The sequence below is a fragment of the Curtobacterium sp. MCBD17_032 genome, from assembly GCF_003234855.1.
Taxonomy (GTDB): domain Bacteria; phylum Actinomycetota; class Actinomycetes; order Actinomycetales; family Microbacteriaceae; genus Curtobacterium.
In genome coordinates, this window is record NZ_QKTO01000009.1 from 26,719 (window position 1) to 41,753 (window position 15,035).

Annotated in this window: 15 protein-coding genes; 4 read left to right on the forward strand and 11 right to left on the reverse strand. The window is 70.6% G+C overall.

All coding sequences use genetic code 11. From position 1 onward, the window contains the following. Positions 1 to 35: 35 nt before the first annotated feature. From DEI91_RS11930 to rplU, 5 genes are all read right to left on the reverse strand, one after another. Positions 36 to 1,301 (reverse strand): glutamate-5-semialdehyde dehydrogenase, encoded by a 1,266-nt coding sequence (locus tag DEI91_RS11930; RefSeq protein ID WP_111052507.1) that lies wholly within the window; start codon positions 1,299 to 1,301, stop codon positions 36 to 38. A gap of 88 nt (positions 1,302 to 1,389) precedes the next feature. Next, on the reverse strand, positions 1,390 to 2,205 hold the full coding sequence (proB, locus tag DEI91_RS11935; RefSeq protein ID WP_111052508.1) for a glutamate 5-kinase: 816 nt from the start codon (positions 2,203 to 2,205) through the stop codon (positions 1,390 to 1,392). A 12-nt stretch (positions 2,206 to 2,217) separates the two neighbouring features. Continuing rightward, the gene (obgE, locus tag DEI91_RS11940) at positions 2,218 to 3,771 is read right to left on the reverse strand and encodes a GTPase ObgE (RefSeq protein ID WP_111052509.1); all 1,554 of its coding nucleotides are present in this window, start codon (positions 3,769 to 3,771) and stop codon (positions 2,218 to 2,220) included. A gap of 85 nt (positions 3,772 to 3,856) precedes the next feature. Then, a complete protein-coding gene (gene rpmA, locus DEI91_RS11945) occupies positions 3,857 to 4,108 on the reverse strand; it encodes a 50S ribosomal protein L27 (protein ID WP_111052510.1) in 252 nt (83 codons plus the stop codon). A gap of 15 nt (positions 4,109 to 4,123) precedes the next feature. After that, positions 4,124 to 4,432: a 50S ribosomal protein L21 gene (gene rplU / locus DEI91_RS11950; protein WP_111052511.1), complete on the reverse strand. Its 309-nt coding sequence runs from the start codon at positions 4,430 to 4,432 to the stop codon at positions 4,124 to 4,126. Between the two features lie 176 nt (positions 4,433 to 4,608). Here rplU and DEI91_RS11955 point away from each other — a divergent pair, with 176 nt between their 5' ends. Then, positions 4,609 to 4,878, forward strand: a complete 270-nt coding sequence (locus tag DEI91_RS11955; RefSeq protein ID WP_111052512.1) for a DUF4031 domain-containing protein — start codon at positions 4,609 to 4,611, stop codon at positions 4,876 to 4,878. On the opposite strand, the gene DEI91_RS11960 is transcribed toward DEI91_RS11955, so the two are convergent. Both DEI91_RS11960 and DEI91_RS11965 read right to left on the reverse strand, forming a co-directional pair. Beyond that, positions 4,832 to 5,620 (reverse strand): hypothetical protein, encoded by a 789-nt coding sequence (locus DEI91_RS11960; protein ID WP_111052513.1) that lies wholly within the window; start codon positions 5,618 to 5,620, stop codon positions 4,832 to 4,834. The two genes, DEI91_RS11955 and DEI91_RS11960, sit on opposite strands and share 47 nt — an antisense overlap. 1 nt (position 5,621) lies before the next feature. After that, complete coding sequence (locus DEI91_RS11965) at positions 5,622 to 8,846, reverse strand: Rne/Rng family ribonuclease (RefSeq protein ID WP_258374409.1); 3,225 nt, start codon at positions 8,844 to 8,846, stop codon at positions 5,622 to 5,624. Positions 8,847 to 9,170: 324 nt separating this feature from the next. On the opposite strand from DEI91_RS11965, the gene DEI91_RS11970 reads away from it, so the two are divergent. After that, positions 9,171 to 9,776, forward strand: a complete 606-nt coding sequence (locus DEI91_RS11970; RefSeq protein WP_111052514.1) for a vitamin K epoxide reductase family protein — start codon at positions 9,171 to 9,173, stop codon at positions 9,774 to 9,776. A gap of 102 nt (positions 9,777 to 9,878) precedes the next feature. Further along, positions 9,879 to 10,094: a hypothetical protein gene (locus tag DEI91_RS11975; RefSeq protein ID WP_111052515.1), complete on the forward strand. Its 216-nt coding sequence runs from the start codon at positions 9,879 to 9,881 to the stop codon at positions 10,092 to 10,094. Positions 10,095 to 10,241: 147 nt separating this feature from the next. On the opposite strand, the gene DEI91_RS11980 is transcribed toward DEI91_RS11975, so the two are convergent. The 3 genes from DEI91_RS11980 to DEI91_RS11990 form a co-directional block, all read right to left on the reverse strand. Beyond that, complete coding sequence (locus tag DEI91_RS11980; RefSeq protein WP_111052516.1) at positions 10,242 to 10,925, reverse strand: GNAT family N-acetyltransferase; 684 nt, start codon at positions 10,923 to 10,925, stop codon at positions 10,242 to 10,244. 137 nt (positions 10,926 to 11,062) lie between these two features. Next, entirely contained in the window at positions 11,063 to 12,382 is a 1,320-nt protein-coding gene (locus tag DEI91_RS11985) for an MFS transporter (RefSeq protein WP_111052517.1), read from the reverse strand. Between the two features lie 48 nt (positions 12,383 to 12,430). Further along, entirely contained in the window at positions 12,431 to 13,399 is a 969-nt protein-coding gene (locus DEI91_RS11990) for a phosphotransferase (RefSeq protein WP_111052518.1), read from the reverse strand. Positions 13,400 to 13,646: 247 nt separating this feature from the next. Here DEI91_RS11990 and DEI91_RS11995 point away from each other — a divergent pair, with 247 nt between their 5' ends. Beyond that, the gene (locus DEI91_RS11995; protein WP_111052519.1) at positions 13,647 to 14,513 is read left to right on the forward strand and encodes a thioredoxin domain-containing protein; all 867 of its coding nucleotides are present in this window, start codon (positions 13,647 to 13,649) and stop codon (positions 14,511 to 14,513) included. A 98-nt stretch (positions 14,514 to 14,611) separates the two neighbouring features. Here the strand turns inward: DEI91_RS11995 and ndk are convergent, their stop codons facing one another. After that, entirely contained in the window at positions 14,612 to 15,031 is a 420-nt protein-coding gene (gene ndk, locus DEI91_RS12000; protein WP_111052520.1) for a nucleoside-diphosphate kinase, read from the reverse strand. Positions 15,032 to 15,035: the final 4 nt, after the last annotated feature.

Genomic DNA, 15,035 nt, shown 5'->3' on the forward strand with positions numbered 1-15,035 from the left:
GTGCTCCGATCGGTCGAGGAAGACTCCGGACCATCCTAGCCGCGGATGTGTCCGTGCCCGCGCACGATCCACTTGGTGCTCGTGAGCTCCGGCAGCCCCATCGGGCCCCGGGCGTGGAGCTTCTGGGTCGAGATCCCGACCTCGGCGCCGAAGCCGAACTCGCCGCCGTCGGTGAACCGGGTCGAGGCGTTCACCATGACGACCGCGGAGTCGACGCCGGCCAGGAAGTACTCCGCCGTGTCGACGTCGTTCGTCACGATCGACTCGGTGTGGTGCGTCGACCACCGCGCGATGTGCGCCATCGCCGCGTCGACGTCGGGCACGACGCGGATCGACAGGTCGAGGTCCATGGACTCGGTCGCCCAGTCGGCCTCGGTCGCGCGCAACACCCCGGGCACGATCGCCCGGGTGGTGTCGTCGCCACGGAGGGTGACCCCCGCGGCCCGGAGGCGGTCGGCGAGCACGGGCAACAGCCGTTCCGCCGCACGCTCGTGCACGAGCAGTGTCTCGAGGGCGTTGCACACGCTCGGCCGCTGCACCTTGCTGTTGAGGACGATGTCCACGGCCCGGTCGAGCGGCGCGGACTCGTCGAGGAACACGTGCACGACGCCGGCACCCGTCTCGATCACCGGGACCTGGGACTCGGTCACGACGGTCTGGATGAGGGACGCACTCCCCCGCGGGATGAGCACGTCGACGAGACCGCGGGCGCGCATGAGCTCGGTCGCGCCCTGCCGGCCGAACTCGTCGATGGTCTGGACGAGTTCCCGCGGGAGTCCGACCGAGGCGACGGCGTCCTGGATCCGTGCGACCAGGACCGCGTTCGTCCGCTGGGCTGCCGACCCGCCGCGCAGGACGACGGCGTTGCCGGACTTCAGGGCCAGCGAGGCGATGTCGACGGTCACGTTCGGTCGTGCCTCGTAGATCGCGCCGACGACCCCGAACGGCACGCGGACCTGCGTGAGCTGCAGGCCGTTCGACAGGACCGACCCCCGGACGTGCTGTCCGACCGGGTCGGTGAGCCCGACGACGTGGTCGACGGCGTCGGCCAGGGCGTCGACCCGGGTCACGTCGAGCCGCAGACGGTCGAGCAGCCCCGACGACAGACCGGCGGTCTCCCCCGCGACGAGGTCCTCGTGGTTCGCCGTCACGATGTCGGCCGTCCCGGCGCGCAGCTCGTGCGCGATCGCCCGGAGGGCGGCGTCCTTCACGGCGGTCGTCGCGGTCGCGAGCGCCGTCGACGCCGAGCGTGCGGCGGTCAGGACGTCGACCAGGGTCGGAGCGGGGGCGGTGCGGGACATGGACCGATCGTAGACCGGCGACCGCCCGCGTGACGCGACCTGTGGACACGGACGGGAGGCGCGCCTCCAGGCCGTCGACGACCCGCGCTCAGGCGCGCGGTGCGGCCCGGAACCAGGTCCCGACGTGCTCGCCGCCGAGGGCTCGCTCGACGAGCGCGGTGGCCGTGACGAGGACCGCGGTGCCGGCCTCGGCGGCGAGACGCGCGGCCGCGACCTTCGTGCCGGCTCCCCCGGTGCCGACCCCGGCCGCGCCGATCGAGCCGAAGGTGACGCCGGCGAGCTCGTCGCCGAAGGGGACCTCGTCGATGCGGGCGGCACCGGGCTGCTCCGGTGGCTTCGTGTACAGCGCCTCGACGTCCGACAGGAGCACCAGGGCGTCGGCCTCGAGCTGCCGGGCGACCAGGGCCGCGAGCCGGTCGTTGTCGCCGAACCGGATCTCGTGGGTGGCGACCGTGTCGTTCTCGTTCACGATCGGCAGCACCCGGAGTTCGAGCAGCCGGTTCATCGCCCGGCGGGCGTTCACGCGGTGCGTCGGGTTCTGCAGGTCACCGGCGGTGAGCAGCACCTGGGCCGCCGTGACCCCGTGGCGGTCGAGTTCCTTCTGGTACCGGAACACGAGCACGGCCTGACCGGTCGCCGCGGCAGCCTGCTGGGTCGCGAGGTCGTCCGGACGGCCCTCGAGACCCAGGAACGGGAAGCCCGTCGCGATCGCACCCGAGGACACGAGCACGACCTCGGTCCCGCGCTGGTACGCGCCGACCAGGGCGTCGACCAACGGGCCGATCTGCGCCGCGTTGTCCCCGCTGACCGAGGACGACCCGACCTTCACGACGATCCGCCGCGCGTGCGGGATGTCCGCACGCTCGGTGACGGGTCCCGCGGTGCGCTCGGTCGTGTCGGTCATGTCGCTCCCGGGTCAGTCCCGCTCAGCTGTGGTCTGCCCGACGGGGTCGGCCGCGTCACCGGACGCGTCGTCGTCCTGCCAGAGCCCGGCGCGGCGCTCCTGCTCGAGCTCGGCACGGGCGGCCGCCTTGGCGTCCATCCGCTCGAAGTAGTCGGCGCGGCGCTCGTTGCGCGTGGGTCGGGCGTTGAGGTCGAGGCGGGCGTCCGTGCCGCGCGCGCTCGTGATGAGCTCCGCGGTGGACGTCAGGGTGGGCTCCCAGTCGAAGACCATCCCGCCGTCGCCGCCGATCACGACGGTCGAACCGGCGACGGCACCGGCCTTGAACAGACCGTCCTCGACACCGAGCTTCGCGAGGCGGTCGGCCAGGTACCCGATCGCCTCCTCGTTCGTGAAGTCCGTCTGCTGCACCCAGCGCTCCGGCTTCGCGCCCCGGACGCGGTAGAAGCGGTGCTCCTCGCCGCCCTCGGCACGGACCGTGAAGGGCTTCTCGTCGACGGCCTTCGGACGGATGACGATGCGCTCGACCTCCGGCTCGGCGGCACGCTCGGCCCGCGCCTGCTCGACGACGTCGGCCAGGGCGAAGGTGAGCTCGCGGAGCCCCTTGTGCGAAGCGGTCGAGATCGGGAAGACGCGGTAGCCGCGCGACTCGAACTCGGCGGTCACGAACTCCGCGAGCTCGGCGGCGTCCGGCACGTCGATCTTGTTCAGGGCGATGAGCTGCGGGCGCTCGAGGAGCGGCACCTGCCCGTCGGGGACCGGGTACTGCTCGAGCTCACGGAGGATGACCTCGAGGTCGCTCACCGGGTCGCGACCGGCGTCGAGCGTCGCACAGTCGATCACGTGCAGGAGGGCCTCACAGCGCTCCACGTGCCGGAGGAACTCGAGCCCGAGCCCCTTGCCCTCGGACGCGCCCTCGATCAACCCGGGGACGTCCGCGACGGTGAAGCGGGTCGTGCCGGACTCGACGACTCCGAGGTTCGGCGTGAGGGTCGTGAACGGGTAGTCGGCGATCTTCGGCTTCGCTGCCGAGACCGCGGCGATGAGGGACGACTTGCCCGCGCTCGGGAACCCGACCAGGGCGACGTCGGCGATGGTCTTCAGCTCGAGGCTGACGTCCCCGCTCCAGCCGTCGGTGCCGAGCAGCGCGAACCCGGGGGCCTTGCGCTTCGTGGTCGCGAGCGCGGCGTTGCCGAGACCGCCCTGGCCGCCCGGGGCCACGACGACGCGGATGCCCGGCTCGGTGAGGTCCGCGAGCACCTCGCCGTCCTCGTCGTACACGACCGTGCCGACGGGGACCGGGAGCTCGAGCGTCTCCCCGCTGACTCCGCTGCGGTGGTCGCCCATGCCCGGCTGGCCGTTGCGGCTGGAGCGGTGCGGCGACCGGTGGTAGCCCAGGAGCGTCGTGACCTGCGGGTCGGAGACGAGCACGATGTCGCCGCCGTCCCCGCCGTTGCCGCCGTCGGGGCCCGCGAGGGGCTTGAACTTCTCACGACGGACGGACACACAGCCGTTGCCACCGTTGCCTGCCGTCAGGTGCAGGGTCACGCGGTCGACGAACGTCGCCATGGGTTCACTCCTGGTTGTCGTACGGGAAAACAGCGGGAGGGGCAGGCACACGGCCCGCCCCTCCCGCTGAACTGATCGTCGGTGACTACGCGCTGACGATGTTGATGACCTTGCGGCCACCCTTGGTGCCGAACTCGACCGAACCGGCCGAGAGGGCGAACAGCGTGTCGTCGCCACCGCGGCCGACGTTCGCGCCGGGGTGGAAGTGCGTGCCGCGCTGGCGGATGATGATCTCACCGGCGTTGACGACCTCGCCACCGAAGCGCTTCACGCCGAGGCGCTGTGCGTTCGAGTCGCGACCGTTGCGAGTGGAACTCGCACCCTTCTTGTGTGCCATGTCTCTACCTCCGCCTTATGCGATCTTGGTGACCTTGACGCGCGTGAGATCCGCGCGGAAGCCCTGGCGCTTCTTGTAACCGGTCTTGTTCTTGAACTTCTGGATGACGACCTTCGGGCCGCGGAGGTCGGCGAGGACCTCGGCGGTGACCGTCACGTTCGCGAGCTCGGCCGCGGCGGAGGTGATCTTGTCCCCGTCCACGAGGAGCACCGGCGCGAGGTCGATGTTGCCATTGTCGTCGGCCTTGATGCGGTCGATGGTGATGATCGAGCCGACCTCGACCTTCTCCTGACGGCCGCCGGCGCGCACTACTGCGTAAACCACGTGGATTCCTTACGTAACTCTGCTTGAGGGAAGTCTCGGGTGCCCACTTCTGCGCGATCCGTCCGGGTCACCCCGAACCGATCGGCGACGCAGGCAGAACGGCCCGCTGACACCAGGGATCGAGAATACTCGATCCGACCAGGTGGGTCAAACGCCGACACACGTACCATGGCGGGATGACCGTGCTGATCGATCCCCCGGCCTGGCCCGCACACGACACGCTCTGGTCACACCTGGTCAGTGACTCATCCTACGACGAGCTGCACGCCTTCGCCGACCGCGCGGGCGTCCCACGGCGGGCGTTCGACCACGACCACTACGACGTGCCGCAGGCCCGGTACGACGAGCTCGTCGCGTCCGGGGCAGCCCCCGTGACCGGGCGTGAACTCGTCCTGCGGCTCATCGCCAGCGGGCTCCGGGTCCCCCAGCGCGACAAGCGCCGCTGACGGGGGCCGCGCGCGGACGCAGGGACCGGGTTCGGCCGACGCCGGGCACCGCTGGGAACCGTCGGCCGTCAGCAGCGCCGCGGACGAGCCCTCGCACCCGGGGCGGACCGGGACGCCGGCGTCGTGGGCGACCGAGCCACAGCCACGCCACCGTCGACGAGCCGAGCAACATCAGCGCGAGCGGCAGCCCGATCTGCACCGGCGTGGTGACGGAGTCGACGAGCAGGCGCCCGAGGGCCTGCCCGACGGTCCCCTGCCCGGCGGCCTCGGCCACCCCGTGGACGAGGCCCACGAGTGCGAGGGCGAGGGTCCCGCCCGCACCGGCGAGCAGGACGCGGAGCAGGACCACGGGCAGCGGCGCCCTCGGCACGACGGGCGCGAGGAAGGCGAGCACGAGGAACGCCGCCAGGTGGAACGGGAACCGCGTGACGAAGACGCTCTGCACGAACGCCTCCACCAGGCTCGTGCCGCCGTGGCTCCGGAAGGGTCCGACGATCGTGCTCGTGCCGATCAGCCCGACCAGACCCGCGAGGAACTCCACCAGGACGACGCTCACCACCGTCAGGGCGGCACCGGTCGTCGCGAGGCTGGACGCCCCGGGCGCGACGACCGGCGTCCGGACCGCGGCGGTCGGGATCCGGTCGGCGTGCGAGCCCGGCGGCGGCACCGCACGCCACCCCGGACCCGGCCGGTCCTGGCCCGACGACGGGCCCGGACCGGCCGGGGACTGCTCGTGCGTCACCTCACCGCCCGACGATGACGGTGCCGTCGTCCTCGGTGCCGTCGGTTCCGCTGGGGGTCGCCGGGGCGCTGATGCTGCCCGAGGACACACGGCGGGAGCGCGAGCGTCCCTGACCCGGCTGCTTGGGCTCCGGGAGCGCCTGCAGCACCGAGTCGAGCAGCGACTCCGCGGCCTCCTCGCTCACCCGTCGCGGTTCGCGCTTCGCGACGCCGACCGGGATGTCGAGGATGGCGACCGTGGTGTCGGCCGGCGTGATCGCTGCCGACGAGCTGACCCGTCGACGACCCGCAGGGCGCTCTTTCGCCGCAGCCGGGGCTGCCGGCTCGGGCTCGGCGGACTGCGGCACGACCGCCTGCTCCGTGCTCGTCTGCGCGGTGGCGACCTCCGGTGCCGCGGCGACCGGGGCCTCCTGCCGTGCGTCGGCGGTGTCCGCGCCGGCCGTCGCGCCCGGCAGGACGGCGTCGGCGGCGGGCGTCTCGAGCGTCGACGACTGCGCGGCCTGGGTCTGCTGTGCCTGCTGCGCGCCGGTGGCCTGCTGCGGGTCACCGGCGGCCCGGCTCCCGCGACGACGTCGACGCTTCGACCCGCCCGCGGAGTCCGCAGGCGTCTCCGTCGCGGGGGCGACCGGCGAGGTGGGCGTGGCCACCGACACCGGCGACACCGGGGACGCCGTGGCGGCGACACCGGTCAGCGGCTGACCGGACTCGTCGTGCGTGATCGTGGACGCCGCGATGCGGGACAGTGCGTGCTTCACGTCGTCCGTGATCTGGTGCGCCGACGACTTCGGCTCGGTCGCGCCGGTGCCGCCGGTCGACCCGCCACCGTTGCCGCTGCGCGCCTTCCGACGACCCTTGGTCGGGCCGGGGTCGGCGTTGTTGTCGTTGACCTTCGCGTTGACCTCGTCGAGGGACTCGCGCAGGCCGACACCGATCTTCTTGCGGGTCATCTGCACGAGGCCGAGCGAGGTGACCTCGGCCACCTGGTGCTTCGTCCGGTCACGGCTCAGGCACTCGACGAGACGACGGAGCACGAGGTCCCGGTTCTCCTCGAGCACCATGTCGATGAAGTCCACGACGATGATCCCGCCGATGTCGCGCAGGCGGAGCTGGCGGACGATCTCCTCGGCTGCCTCGAGGTTGTTCTTCGTGACGGTCTCCTCGAGGTTGCCCCCGGAGCCGACGAACTTGCCCGTGTTGACGTCGACGACCGTCATGGCCTCGGTGCGGTCGATCACGAGCGACCCACCGGAGGGCAGCCAGACCTTGCGGTCGAGCGCCTTCTCGATCTGCTCGTTGAGCCGGTACTCCTCGAACGAGTCCGGTCCGTCGTACAGCTCGACGCGGTCCTTCAGGTCCGGCGCCACGGCGGTGAGGTACTCGTCGATCGTCTGGCGGGCGGACTCCCCGTCGATGATGAGCTTCGTGAAGTCCTCGTTGAAGACGTCGCGCACGATCTTGACGAGCAGGTCGGGCTCCGAGTGCAGCATGACCGGGGCCTGCCCGTTCTGCACCTTCTTCTCGATGGCCTCCCACTGGCTGGTGAGGCGCTGCACGTCGCGGGTCAGCTGGTCCTCGGTCGCGCCCTCGGCTGCGGTGCGCACGATGACGCCGGCGTGCTCCGGGAGGACCTCCTTGAGGATCTTCTTGAGGCGCGCACGCTCGGTGTCCGGCAGCTTGCGCGAGATGCCGTTCATCGAGCCGTTCGGCACGTAGACCAGGTAACGGCCCGGCAGCGAGACCTGGCTGGTGAGACGGGCACCCTTGTGACCGACCGGGTCCTTCGTCACCTGCACGAGGACCTTGTCGCCCGGCTTGAGGGCGGCCTCGATGCGACGACCGTGGCTCGTGTCGACCGAGTTCCAGTCGACCTCGCCGGCGTAGAGCACGGCGTTGCGGCCGCGGCCGATGTCGACGAAGGCGGCCTCCATCGACGGCAGGACGTTCTGCACCTTGCCGAGGTAGACGTTCCCGATGAGCGAGACGTTCTGCGACTTGGTGACGTAGTGCTCGGCGAGGACGTTGTCCTCGAGCACGCCGATCTCGATCGTGGAGGAGCTCGACCGGACGATCATCTGGCGGTCGACGCTCTCGCGGCGGGCGAGGAACTCGTCCTCGGTCACGACCTGGCGGCGGCGTCCGGCGTCACGGCCGTCGCGACGCCGCTGCTTCTTCGCCTCGAGGCGGGTCGAACCCTTGATGCGCTGCGGCTCGGTGATGAGTTCCGGCTCGCGGCGGCGCGGCTCGGCCTGCTCGCGGTCGCTGCTGCTCCCCCGGCGGCGGGTCCGACGACGGCCGCCACCCTGCTCGTCGCGGTCGTCGTCGTCCCAGCGGTCGGACCGGTCGGCTCGCTCGGGGCGGTCGTCGTGGTCGTAGCGCTCCGCGCGGTCGTAGCGGTCACCGCGGCCGCCACGCTCCGGACGCTCGCTGCGCTCGTACCGGTCGCGGCCGGAGCGGTCGCGCTCGGGGCGGGCCGGCAGCTCCGGCAGCACCGGGGCGTGGAAGATGAGGCTGAGCGTGCTCGTCGCCTTCGGGACGAACGGCTCGGCCGGCGCCAGCTCGGCCGACTCGCCGGACCCGACCGGACGGGAGGCCCGCTCCGCGTCCGCCCCGGCACCCACGTCCGACGCACCGGCGGTCGGTGCGACGCCGGTCCCGTCGGGACCGGCCGTGTCGACCAGGGCGGCAGTCTGGTCCTGGCCTGCCGTCTCGGTCTGGCCCACCGTCTCGTCCTGGCCCGTGATGTCGTCCTGCGCGGCCGCGTCGGCCTGCGGCGCGACGTCGTCCTGCGCGGCGACGGCGTCCGCGACGTCACCAGCCGTGACGTCCCCGGTGACGGTGCTGACGTCCTCGGGCGCGGTGCTCGCACCCGAGGTCGTGTCGACGGCGACGGGCACCGGACCGGTCGCGGTCTCGAGGACGACCTCGTCGGCCTCCGCGGCCTGCTCGACGTCCGCCTCGGCCGTGTCCGTCACGTCAGCGGTGTCCACGACGTCCGCGCCGTCCACGACGTCGACCGTCTCGGCATCGACCGTCCCGGCGACGTCGTCGCTCCCGGTTCCGACCGGATCGGCGTCCGACCCGACCGTCTCGACCGTGTCCGCCGACGTGTCGGACGGTTCCTGGGCCTCCAGGCCGCCGGACCGGGCGCGTCGGCCGCCGAAGAGGCGGGTCCGGCGCTTCGGCGCGTCGTCGGTGTTCTGGTTCTGGTTCTCGTTCTGATCCACCATGGACTGGCGCACTCCTCGACCCCGCACGCACCCGGTGGGTGGCGGGAATTCTCTCGTTTCGGTGCGGGCGGCGACTCCGCCCCCGCGCTCGCTGCTGTTGCGTGACCGGTCCGTCGTCTCCGCGTCCGTCGTCGTGGGCACCCGGCTCACGGCGGCTCGGCGTCAGAGGTGACGCGTCGTCCGGTCACGGTGCTCTCTCACAGCACCATCACGTCCGGGCGGTGGCCCGGCAAGTTCTCGTCGTCGCCCGGATCGGCCGGGTGACTCCCCCATCATCGCACGCGGTCACGGAGAACGTCGGGAGCCCCGTGCGAAGATGACGCCGTGACTCCCACGCCTGTCGCTCCCCGCCGCCCCGTCGCCGTCGCGATCCTGCTGCTCGTCACCGGCGTGGTCGGGCTCTACGCGGCGTTCCGACTGGTCCTCGACGAGTTCGAGAAGTACGAGAACCCGCAGGCCGTGCTGTCGTGTGACGTCAGCCCCTTCGTGAACTGCTCGAACGTCATGGCCAGCGCGCAGGGGCACCTGTTCGGGTTCCCCAATCCGTTGCTCGGGCTGATGGGCTTCGTCGCCCCGATCGCCGTCGGTGTGGTGCTGCTCGCGGGCTTCCGCGGGACGGGGTGGTTCTGGTCGCTCTTCAACGCCGGCGTGTTCCTGGCCTGGGTGTTCGTCACCTGGCTGTTCACGCAGACCGTCTGGTTCATCGGGTACCTCTGCCCGTGGTGCATGCTCGTCTGGGCGATGACGATCCCGATGTTCTGGGTGTTCACGATCTGGAACCTCGCGAAGGGGAACCTGCCCTTCGGCAACGGTGCCCGTCGTCTCGGGCGCGCGCTGCTGCCCTTCTGCTGGGCGTTCCCGCTGGCGAACTACCTGTTCATCGTCGTGGTGATCCTCGTCAAGTTCCCGACGGTGCTGACGACGCTCTGACGCCCGCAGCGGTCATCCGCCGGGCACGTCGTCCGACTGCTACCGATGTGTGGCTGAGCCGGTCCTGCAACGCGGCTCGAGCACGTGTGCGATGCTCGGCGAGTGCACACCGACGACGGCCCCAGGGACATGGAGGAGCTCTTCGTCCGTGGATCTCAGAGCGTTCGGACCAGCACAGCGGTCGGGCAGATCGCGGGCTTGAGCGGCCTGCTGGCGATCCTGACCGGCACGGTCTCGGTCCTCGCAGCGGGGGTGATCGTGGCTGGTGGTGTCGCGCTCCTCGTCGGCGGAATGCTCGTCGTGCTCCCGTTCCTCTGACCGCACCTGACCGATGATGCGATGCGCCCGGTAGCCGGTCCCTCTGCGGGACCTGGTGGAAGGCAAGAACCGGTTGCGCGTTCTCCAGAAGTGCGCAGGTTGGATGACGCGCTGGACGTCGGCCGATAGGGGATCGGGCGCTGGCGGCTACTGAGAGCGCATTGCTCGCTTCGCGCTGGTCTGCGGCCCGGAGATGCCGAGCTGAGCGAGCACAGCTCGCTCCCCCTTGGTCGTGATGCCCCAGTTCGGGCGGTTGAACGTCTCCCGGGACAGGCGCACTCGCTGCTCGTCGTCTGGTTGCTCTGACCGCGGAACCACCCGCGTGACGCCGTTCGGCTCGTAGCCGAGCCTGTACGACACCCGCAGCGATGCGGTGTTCCACGCAGCAGCGCTCGACTCCGCCCACTCTGCACCCAGGACGTCGAAGGCGAACAGCAGCAACGCGGCCCGCATCTCGGTGCCCAGCCCCTGACCCTGTGCGGTCTTCGTCAACCACGAGCCGGAATCGACGGTCTTGCGGTGAGCGAAGTCCTGGGCGGCGAGGTCCTGCGCTCCGATCACCGTGCCGTCGAGGATGACAGCGAACTGGATTCGCCAGCTCTGCGGAGAGACCTGGCGCAGGCTCCACTGATGCATCGCGAGATTCCGAGGAAGGTCGGCAGGAGCAGCATCCGTCCACGGGAACCCGAACGGCATCCGGTCCGGCTCGTGGATGCCGTCGAGAGCAGCCTCCGCCAGCGCAGGAAGGTCACCATCCTGAACAGGACGCAGCACCAGCCGCGGGGTCCGGAGTTCGAGTGCGAACAGCGGCCACAGTTCCTCGAGATCCATGCGGTGACGCTATCGGCCCAGCCCAACTCGGTGAGACGTGTTGCATGTGGCAGGACGCGGAACAAGATCGAACGAGGTAGCCCCGTCTCGCCTCCTCTCATCAGCGATCGGCCGTAGGACGTGTTCAGTGAGGGCGGTCAGCGCTCAGTGTCGGCTTGCCCGCGGAGTCGACACCAGCCCGCGCAGAGGAACGCCGTAGCCGCGGAGAACGCCCATCCCATCGGAGGCGACGCGGCGGTTGCGATGAGGATGACGACGGCGGTCCCGATCGCTGTCCCGAGTTGCGCTCCGGTGTTCACGATGCCCGCTGCGCTACCGGCCAACGTTGCTGGGACGCTGGTCCCCAGTCCGGTCGCCGCGACCGACGCCGCTGCCAGGCCGAAGCCGATCACGGCGACAGCGGCAGCGATCCACGGACACGAATCACCGAGGACCGCGAGGACGACGTTGCCGCAGGCGATGGTCACAGCGCCCGCGGCGGCCAACCGGTCCTGTCCGAGCCGGGGAGCGAAGCGGCCGGTCACGACGGCCCCGCCGATGACGGCAAGGCTGAACGCCATGAGGACCAGTCCGGACAGCAGGGCCGGGATGCCGAGCCGGTCCTGCAACACGAGTGTCGCCAGCACCGACGACGAGCTGGTGGTCGCGGTGTTGACGAAGGACTGCACCGACCCGCGGCGGAGGTTGCTGCTACGGAAGGTGCCCGGTGGCACGAGCGGATGACGTGCGCGACGGAGTCGCCAAACCAACAGGCCCGCACCCGCCATGCCCAGGAGGATCAACCCGACGCCTTGCGGCTGCGTGGCCCGCGCCTCGAGCAGGGCCGTGCCGGCGATGACCGGCATCACCGCCGCGACGAGCAGGACGGCGCCGAGGACATCCAGTCGTGCGGATCGGCTTGGCTCTGGCTGCTCACGCACGACGGTGACGATCGCGATGAACAGGAGCGCCGCGACCGGTGCATTGACCCAGAACACCGATGGCCATCCGAGCATCGTGGTGAGCAGTCCGCCGATGAGGAACCCAGTCGCGCCGGCAGCAGCGCCCACGGCGCTCCACGCGGCGAGAGCTCGTGCCCGGACGGAACCAGGAGCAGTCGCGTGCAGGATCAGCCGGAGCGCGGACGGAGCGGACACCGCTGCCGCGGCCCCTTGCACAGCACGAGCGACGAGCACCTGCGGAAGTGCCTCCGCGGTGCCTCCGATGATCGACACCAGGCCGAACACGACGACCCCGATGAGGAGAACCTCCCGATGGCCGTAACGGTCCCCGAGCCGCGCGCCGAGGATCAGCATCGCGGCGAAGAACATCGCGTACGTCGTCGCGAGGGGGCCAGCGGCCGCCGGATCAGCACCGAGACCGTCCAGGATCGCGGGGATCGCGGTGACCACGCTCGTCACGCCCAGCACGTCGACGAACTGGACGAGGCAGAGCACGGTCACGACACCGAGGCGCATGCCTGCACCGTACGTGAACTGTCGTCACGTTGACGAGATGGTGTGCTGCTACCTCGCTGTGTGCTCGAGTACCTCGGTCGCTGCTCGACCCCAGCCGTCGGGGTCGTCCCCGGGAGGCACGAGTGCCAGGGAGTACCAGAGCACGAGGACCGGCCACCAGTGGAGTTCCTCGTCCGTCAGGGCTCGGACCGACTGGTAGCCATCCAGGAACTGCTGTCGGACGGACTCGGAAACGGGCTCCCAGTCGCGGAAGAGCGTCCCGAGCATGACCGCTGAACGAGCGAGCTCGCCGATCCGATGGTCGAGTCGGAGCTCCTCGAAGTCGAGGACGCCGACGACAGCGGTGCCTGCGCACAGGATGTTCGCGGCGCGGTAGTCACCCTGCACGATCTGTACGGGCGGCAGGTCTGCAGGTGCTCGTTCGAGCAGCTGCCCGAGGACGTCTCGGGCCTCCGGGGACAGCGTCGACGGGTCGGAAGTGACCCAGCCCGCGATCTGCTCGGTGAGGGGTGCCGGCGCGGACAGGACCTCCGGTCGCGAGCTGCGCAGTGGGCACTCGCGCAGCGCATCGTGCAGCCGCGCGAGCGTCGCTCCCGCTGCACGGACCTGATCGGCGTCGTCGACGTCGAGGTGGCCGCCGTCGATGACGCGTTGCAATCCCATCGAGATGCCAGCGCTCGTCACCTGCGCCTCACCCGCGAGTGTCGGGACCGGCGCCGACACGGGCAATCCGAGTGTTCCGAGCCACGCAGTGAGCTCGGCGGCGAACGTGAGCCGTTCGAACCGGTCAGGTGCGACCGACCACTTCAGCAGGAAGCGATCGTCGCCTCTGCGCACCCACGCGAGGGCGTTGCGGTCGCTCATCACGACCCGCTCGGGCGACCCGACACGAAGACCCCACTGGCGCTCGACCGCTGAGGTGACCCAGTCGGCCACGGCCTCAGCGCTCGCGAAGCCGAAACGGTCCCGGAGCACCGCATCCGGATCGTCCTGCTCCCACAACATCTCGATCGTCATCGGTCCCCCTGCATCTGCATCACGAGACGAGCGCCGAGCCCGCCACCCCACACGATCTTGCCTCGCTTCACAGGACCGTTGTCGATCGTGCCGCCGTTCCGTGCCCCGCGTCTGACTTCTTCGTGACCCGACGAGTTGGTGGAAGGCTGTCAGCAGCGGTCGATGAGATGACGTGTCACCGGATTCCGGGGTGCTTCCCAGCGCCAGGGCCCGGACGCGACGCCCGCGGGCATTACGCTCGTTCCCGATGAGCGACAACGAGAGCAAGAAGGCGCGCCGGAACGCTGCGCGCGAGCGTGCCCGCGAGGCTCGCCAGAAGGAGCAGGCCCGTCGGCGTCGGAACAGGACGCTCACGATCAGCGGGATCATCGTCGGGTCGCTCGCGCTCGTCGCGGTCGTCGTGCTCGTGATCGCGAACTCGATCCAGCCCGTGGGGCCCGGACCGAAGAACATGGCGAGCGACGGTATCGTGCTCACCGGTGAGAGCGGCAAGATCGTCCCCGTCGAGACGAAGGGCGTCCCCGAGGGCGGGGAGCCGACGCCGACGAAGCAGGACGACTCGGTCACGAACATCACCGTGTACGAGGACTACATGTGCCCGATCTGCAACCAGTTCGAGACCGGCAACATGGACCAGATCAAGCAGTGGGTCCAGGACGGCACCGCGACGCTCGAGGTGCACCCGTTCAACCTGCTCGACCGCGCCTCGCTCGGGTCGAAGTACTCGACCCGCTCGGCCAACGCGGCCGCGTGCGTCGCGAACTACGACCCCGAGGCGTTCCTCGACGTCAACAGCGCGTTCTACGAGAACCAGCCGTCGGAGAACACCCGCGGGCTGAGCAACGACGAGCTGGCCGACATCGCGGAGAAGGCCGGTGCGACGAACGAGAAGGTCGAACCCTGCATCACGGACCAGGAGTTCGCCGGCTGGGTCGCCGACGCCACGAACCGCGCGCTCACCGAGCCGCTGCCGAACTCCGACCTGCCGAAGCTGACCGGTACGCCGACCGTCATCGTCAACGGCGAGCAGTACAACGGTCAGGGCACGAACTCGTGGGCCGACGCCCAGGCGTTCGCCGCCTTCGTCGAGGCGAACGGCGCGTCCGGCAAGTAACCCGAGCGCCGGTACGAGGACGGCCCCCGCACTCCTCGGAGTGCGGGGGCCGTCGTCGTCCCGGTCGGACACCGTCGGACCGGGACAGGGCAGTCGGATCAGGCGAACCAGAGCCCGAGCTCGCGGGCGGCGGACTCGGCCGAGTCGGAGCCGTGCACGAGGTTCTGCTGGACCTTGAGGCCCCAGTCGCGACCGAGGTCACCGCGGATGGTGCCGGGCGCGGCCGAGGTCGGGTCGGTGGTGCCGGCGAGCGAGCGGAACCCGGCGATGACGCCGTTGCCCGCGACTCGGACGGCGACGACCGGGCCGGACTGCATGAACTCGACGAGCGGCTCGAAAAACGGCTTGCCCTGGTGCTCCTCGTAGTGGCTGTCGAGCAGCTCGCGCGGCGCGGTCAGCATCTTCAGGTCGACGATCTCGTAGCCCTTCGCCTCGATGCGGCGGAGGATCTCACCGGTGAGCTGGCGGGCGACGCCGTCGGGCTTGACGAGGACGAGGGTCTCTTCGAGTTCGGACACAGCG

Bases quoted from the DNA above. Each gene is read 5' to 3' on its own strand.
- DEI91_RS11930 (WP_111052507.1), bottom strand. From the start codon at position 1,301: ATGTCCCGCACCGCCCCCGCTCCGACCCTGGTCGACGTCCTGACCGCC.
- proB (WP_111052508.1), bottom strand. From the start codon at position 2,205: ATGACCGACACGACCGAGCGCACCGCGGGACCCGTCACCGAGCGTGCG.
- obgE (WP_111052509.1), bottom strand. From the start codon at position 3,771: ATGGCGACGTTCGTCGACCGCGTGACCCTGCACCTGACGGCAGGCAAC.
- rpmA (WP_111052510.1), bottom strand. From the start codon at position 4,108: ATGGCACACAAGAAGGGTGCGAGTTCCACTCGCAACGGTCGCGACTCG.
- DEI91_RS11955 (WP_111052512.1), top strand. From the start codon at position 4,609: ATGACCGTGCTGATCGATCCCCCGGCCTGGCCCGCACACGACACGCTC.
- DEI91_RS11965 (WP_258374409.1), bottom strand. From the start codon at position 8,846: ATGGTGGATCAGAACGAGAACCAGAACCAGAACACCGACGACGCGCCG.
- DEI91_RS11980 (WP_111052516.1), bottom strand. From the start codon at position 10,925: ATGGATCTCGAGGAACTGTGGCCGCTGTTCGCACTCGAACTCCGGACC.
- DEI91_RS11985 (WP_111052517.1), bottom strand. From the start codon at position 12,382: ATGCGCCTCGGTGTCGTGACCGTGCTCTGCCTCGTCCAGTTCGTCGAC.
- DEI91_RS11990 (WP_111052518.1), bottom strand. From the start codon at position 13,399: ATGACGATCGAGATGTTGTGGGAGCAGGACGATCCGGATGCGGTGCTC.
- DEI91_RS11995 (WP_111052519.1), top strand. From the start codon at position 13,647: ATGAGCGACAACGAGAGCAAGAAGGCGCGCCGGAACGCTGCGCGCGAG.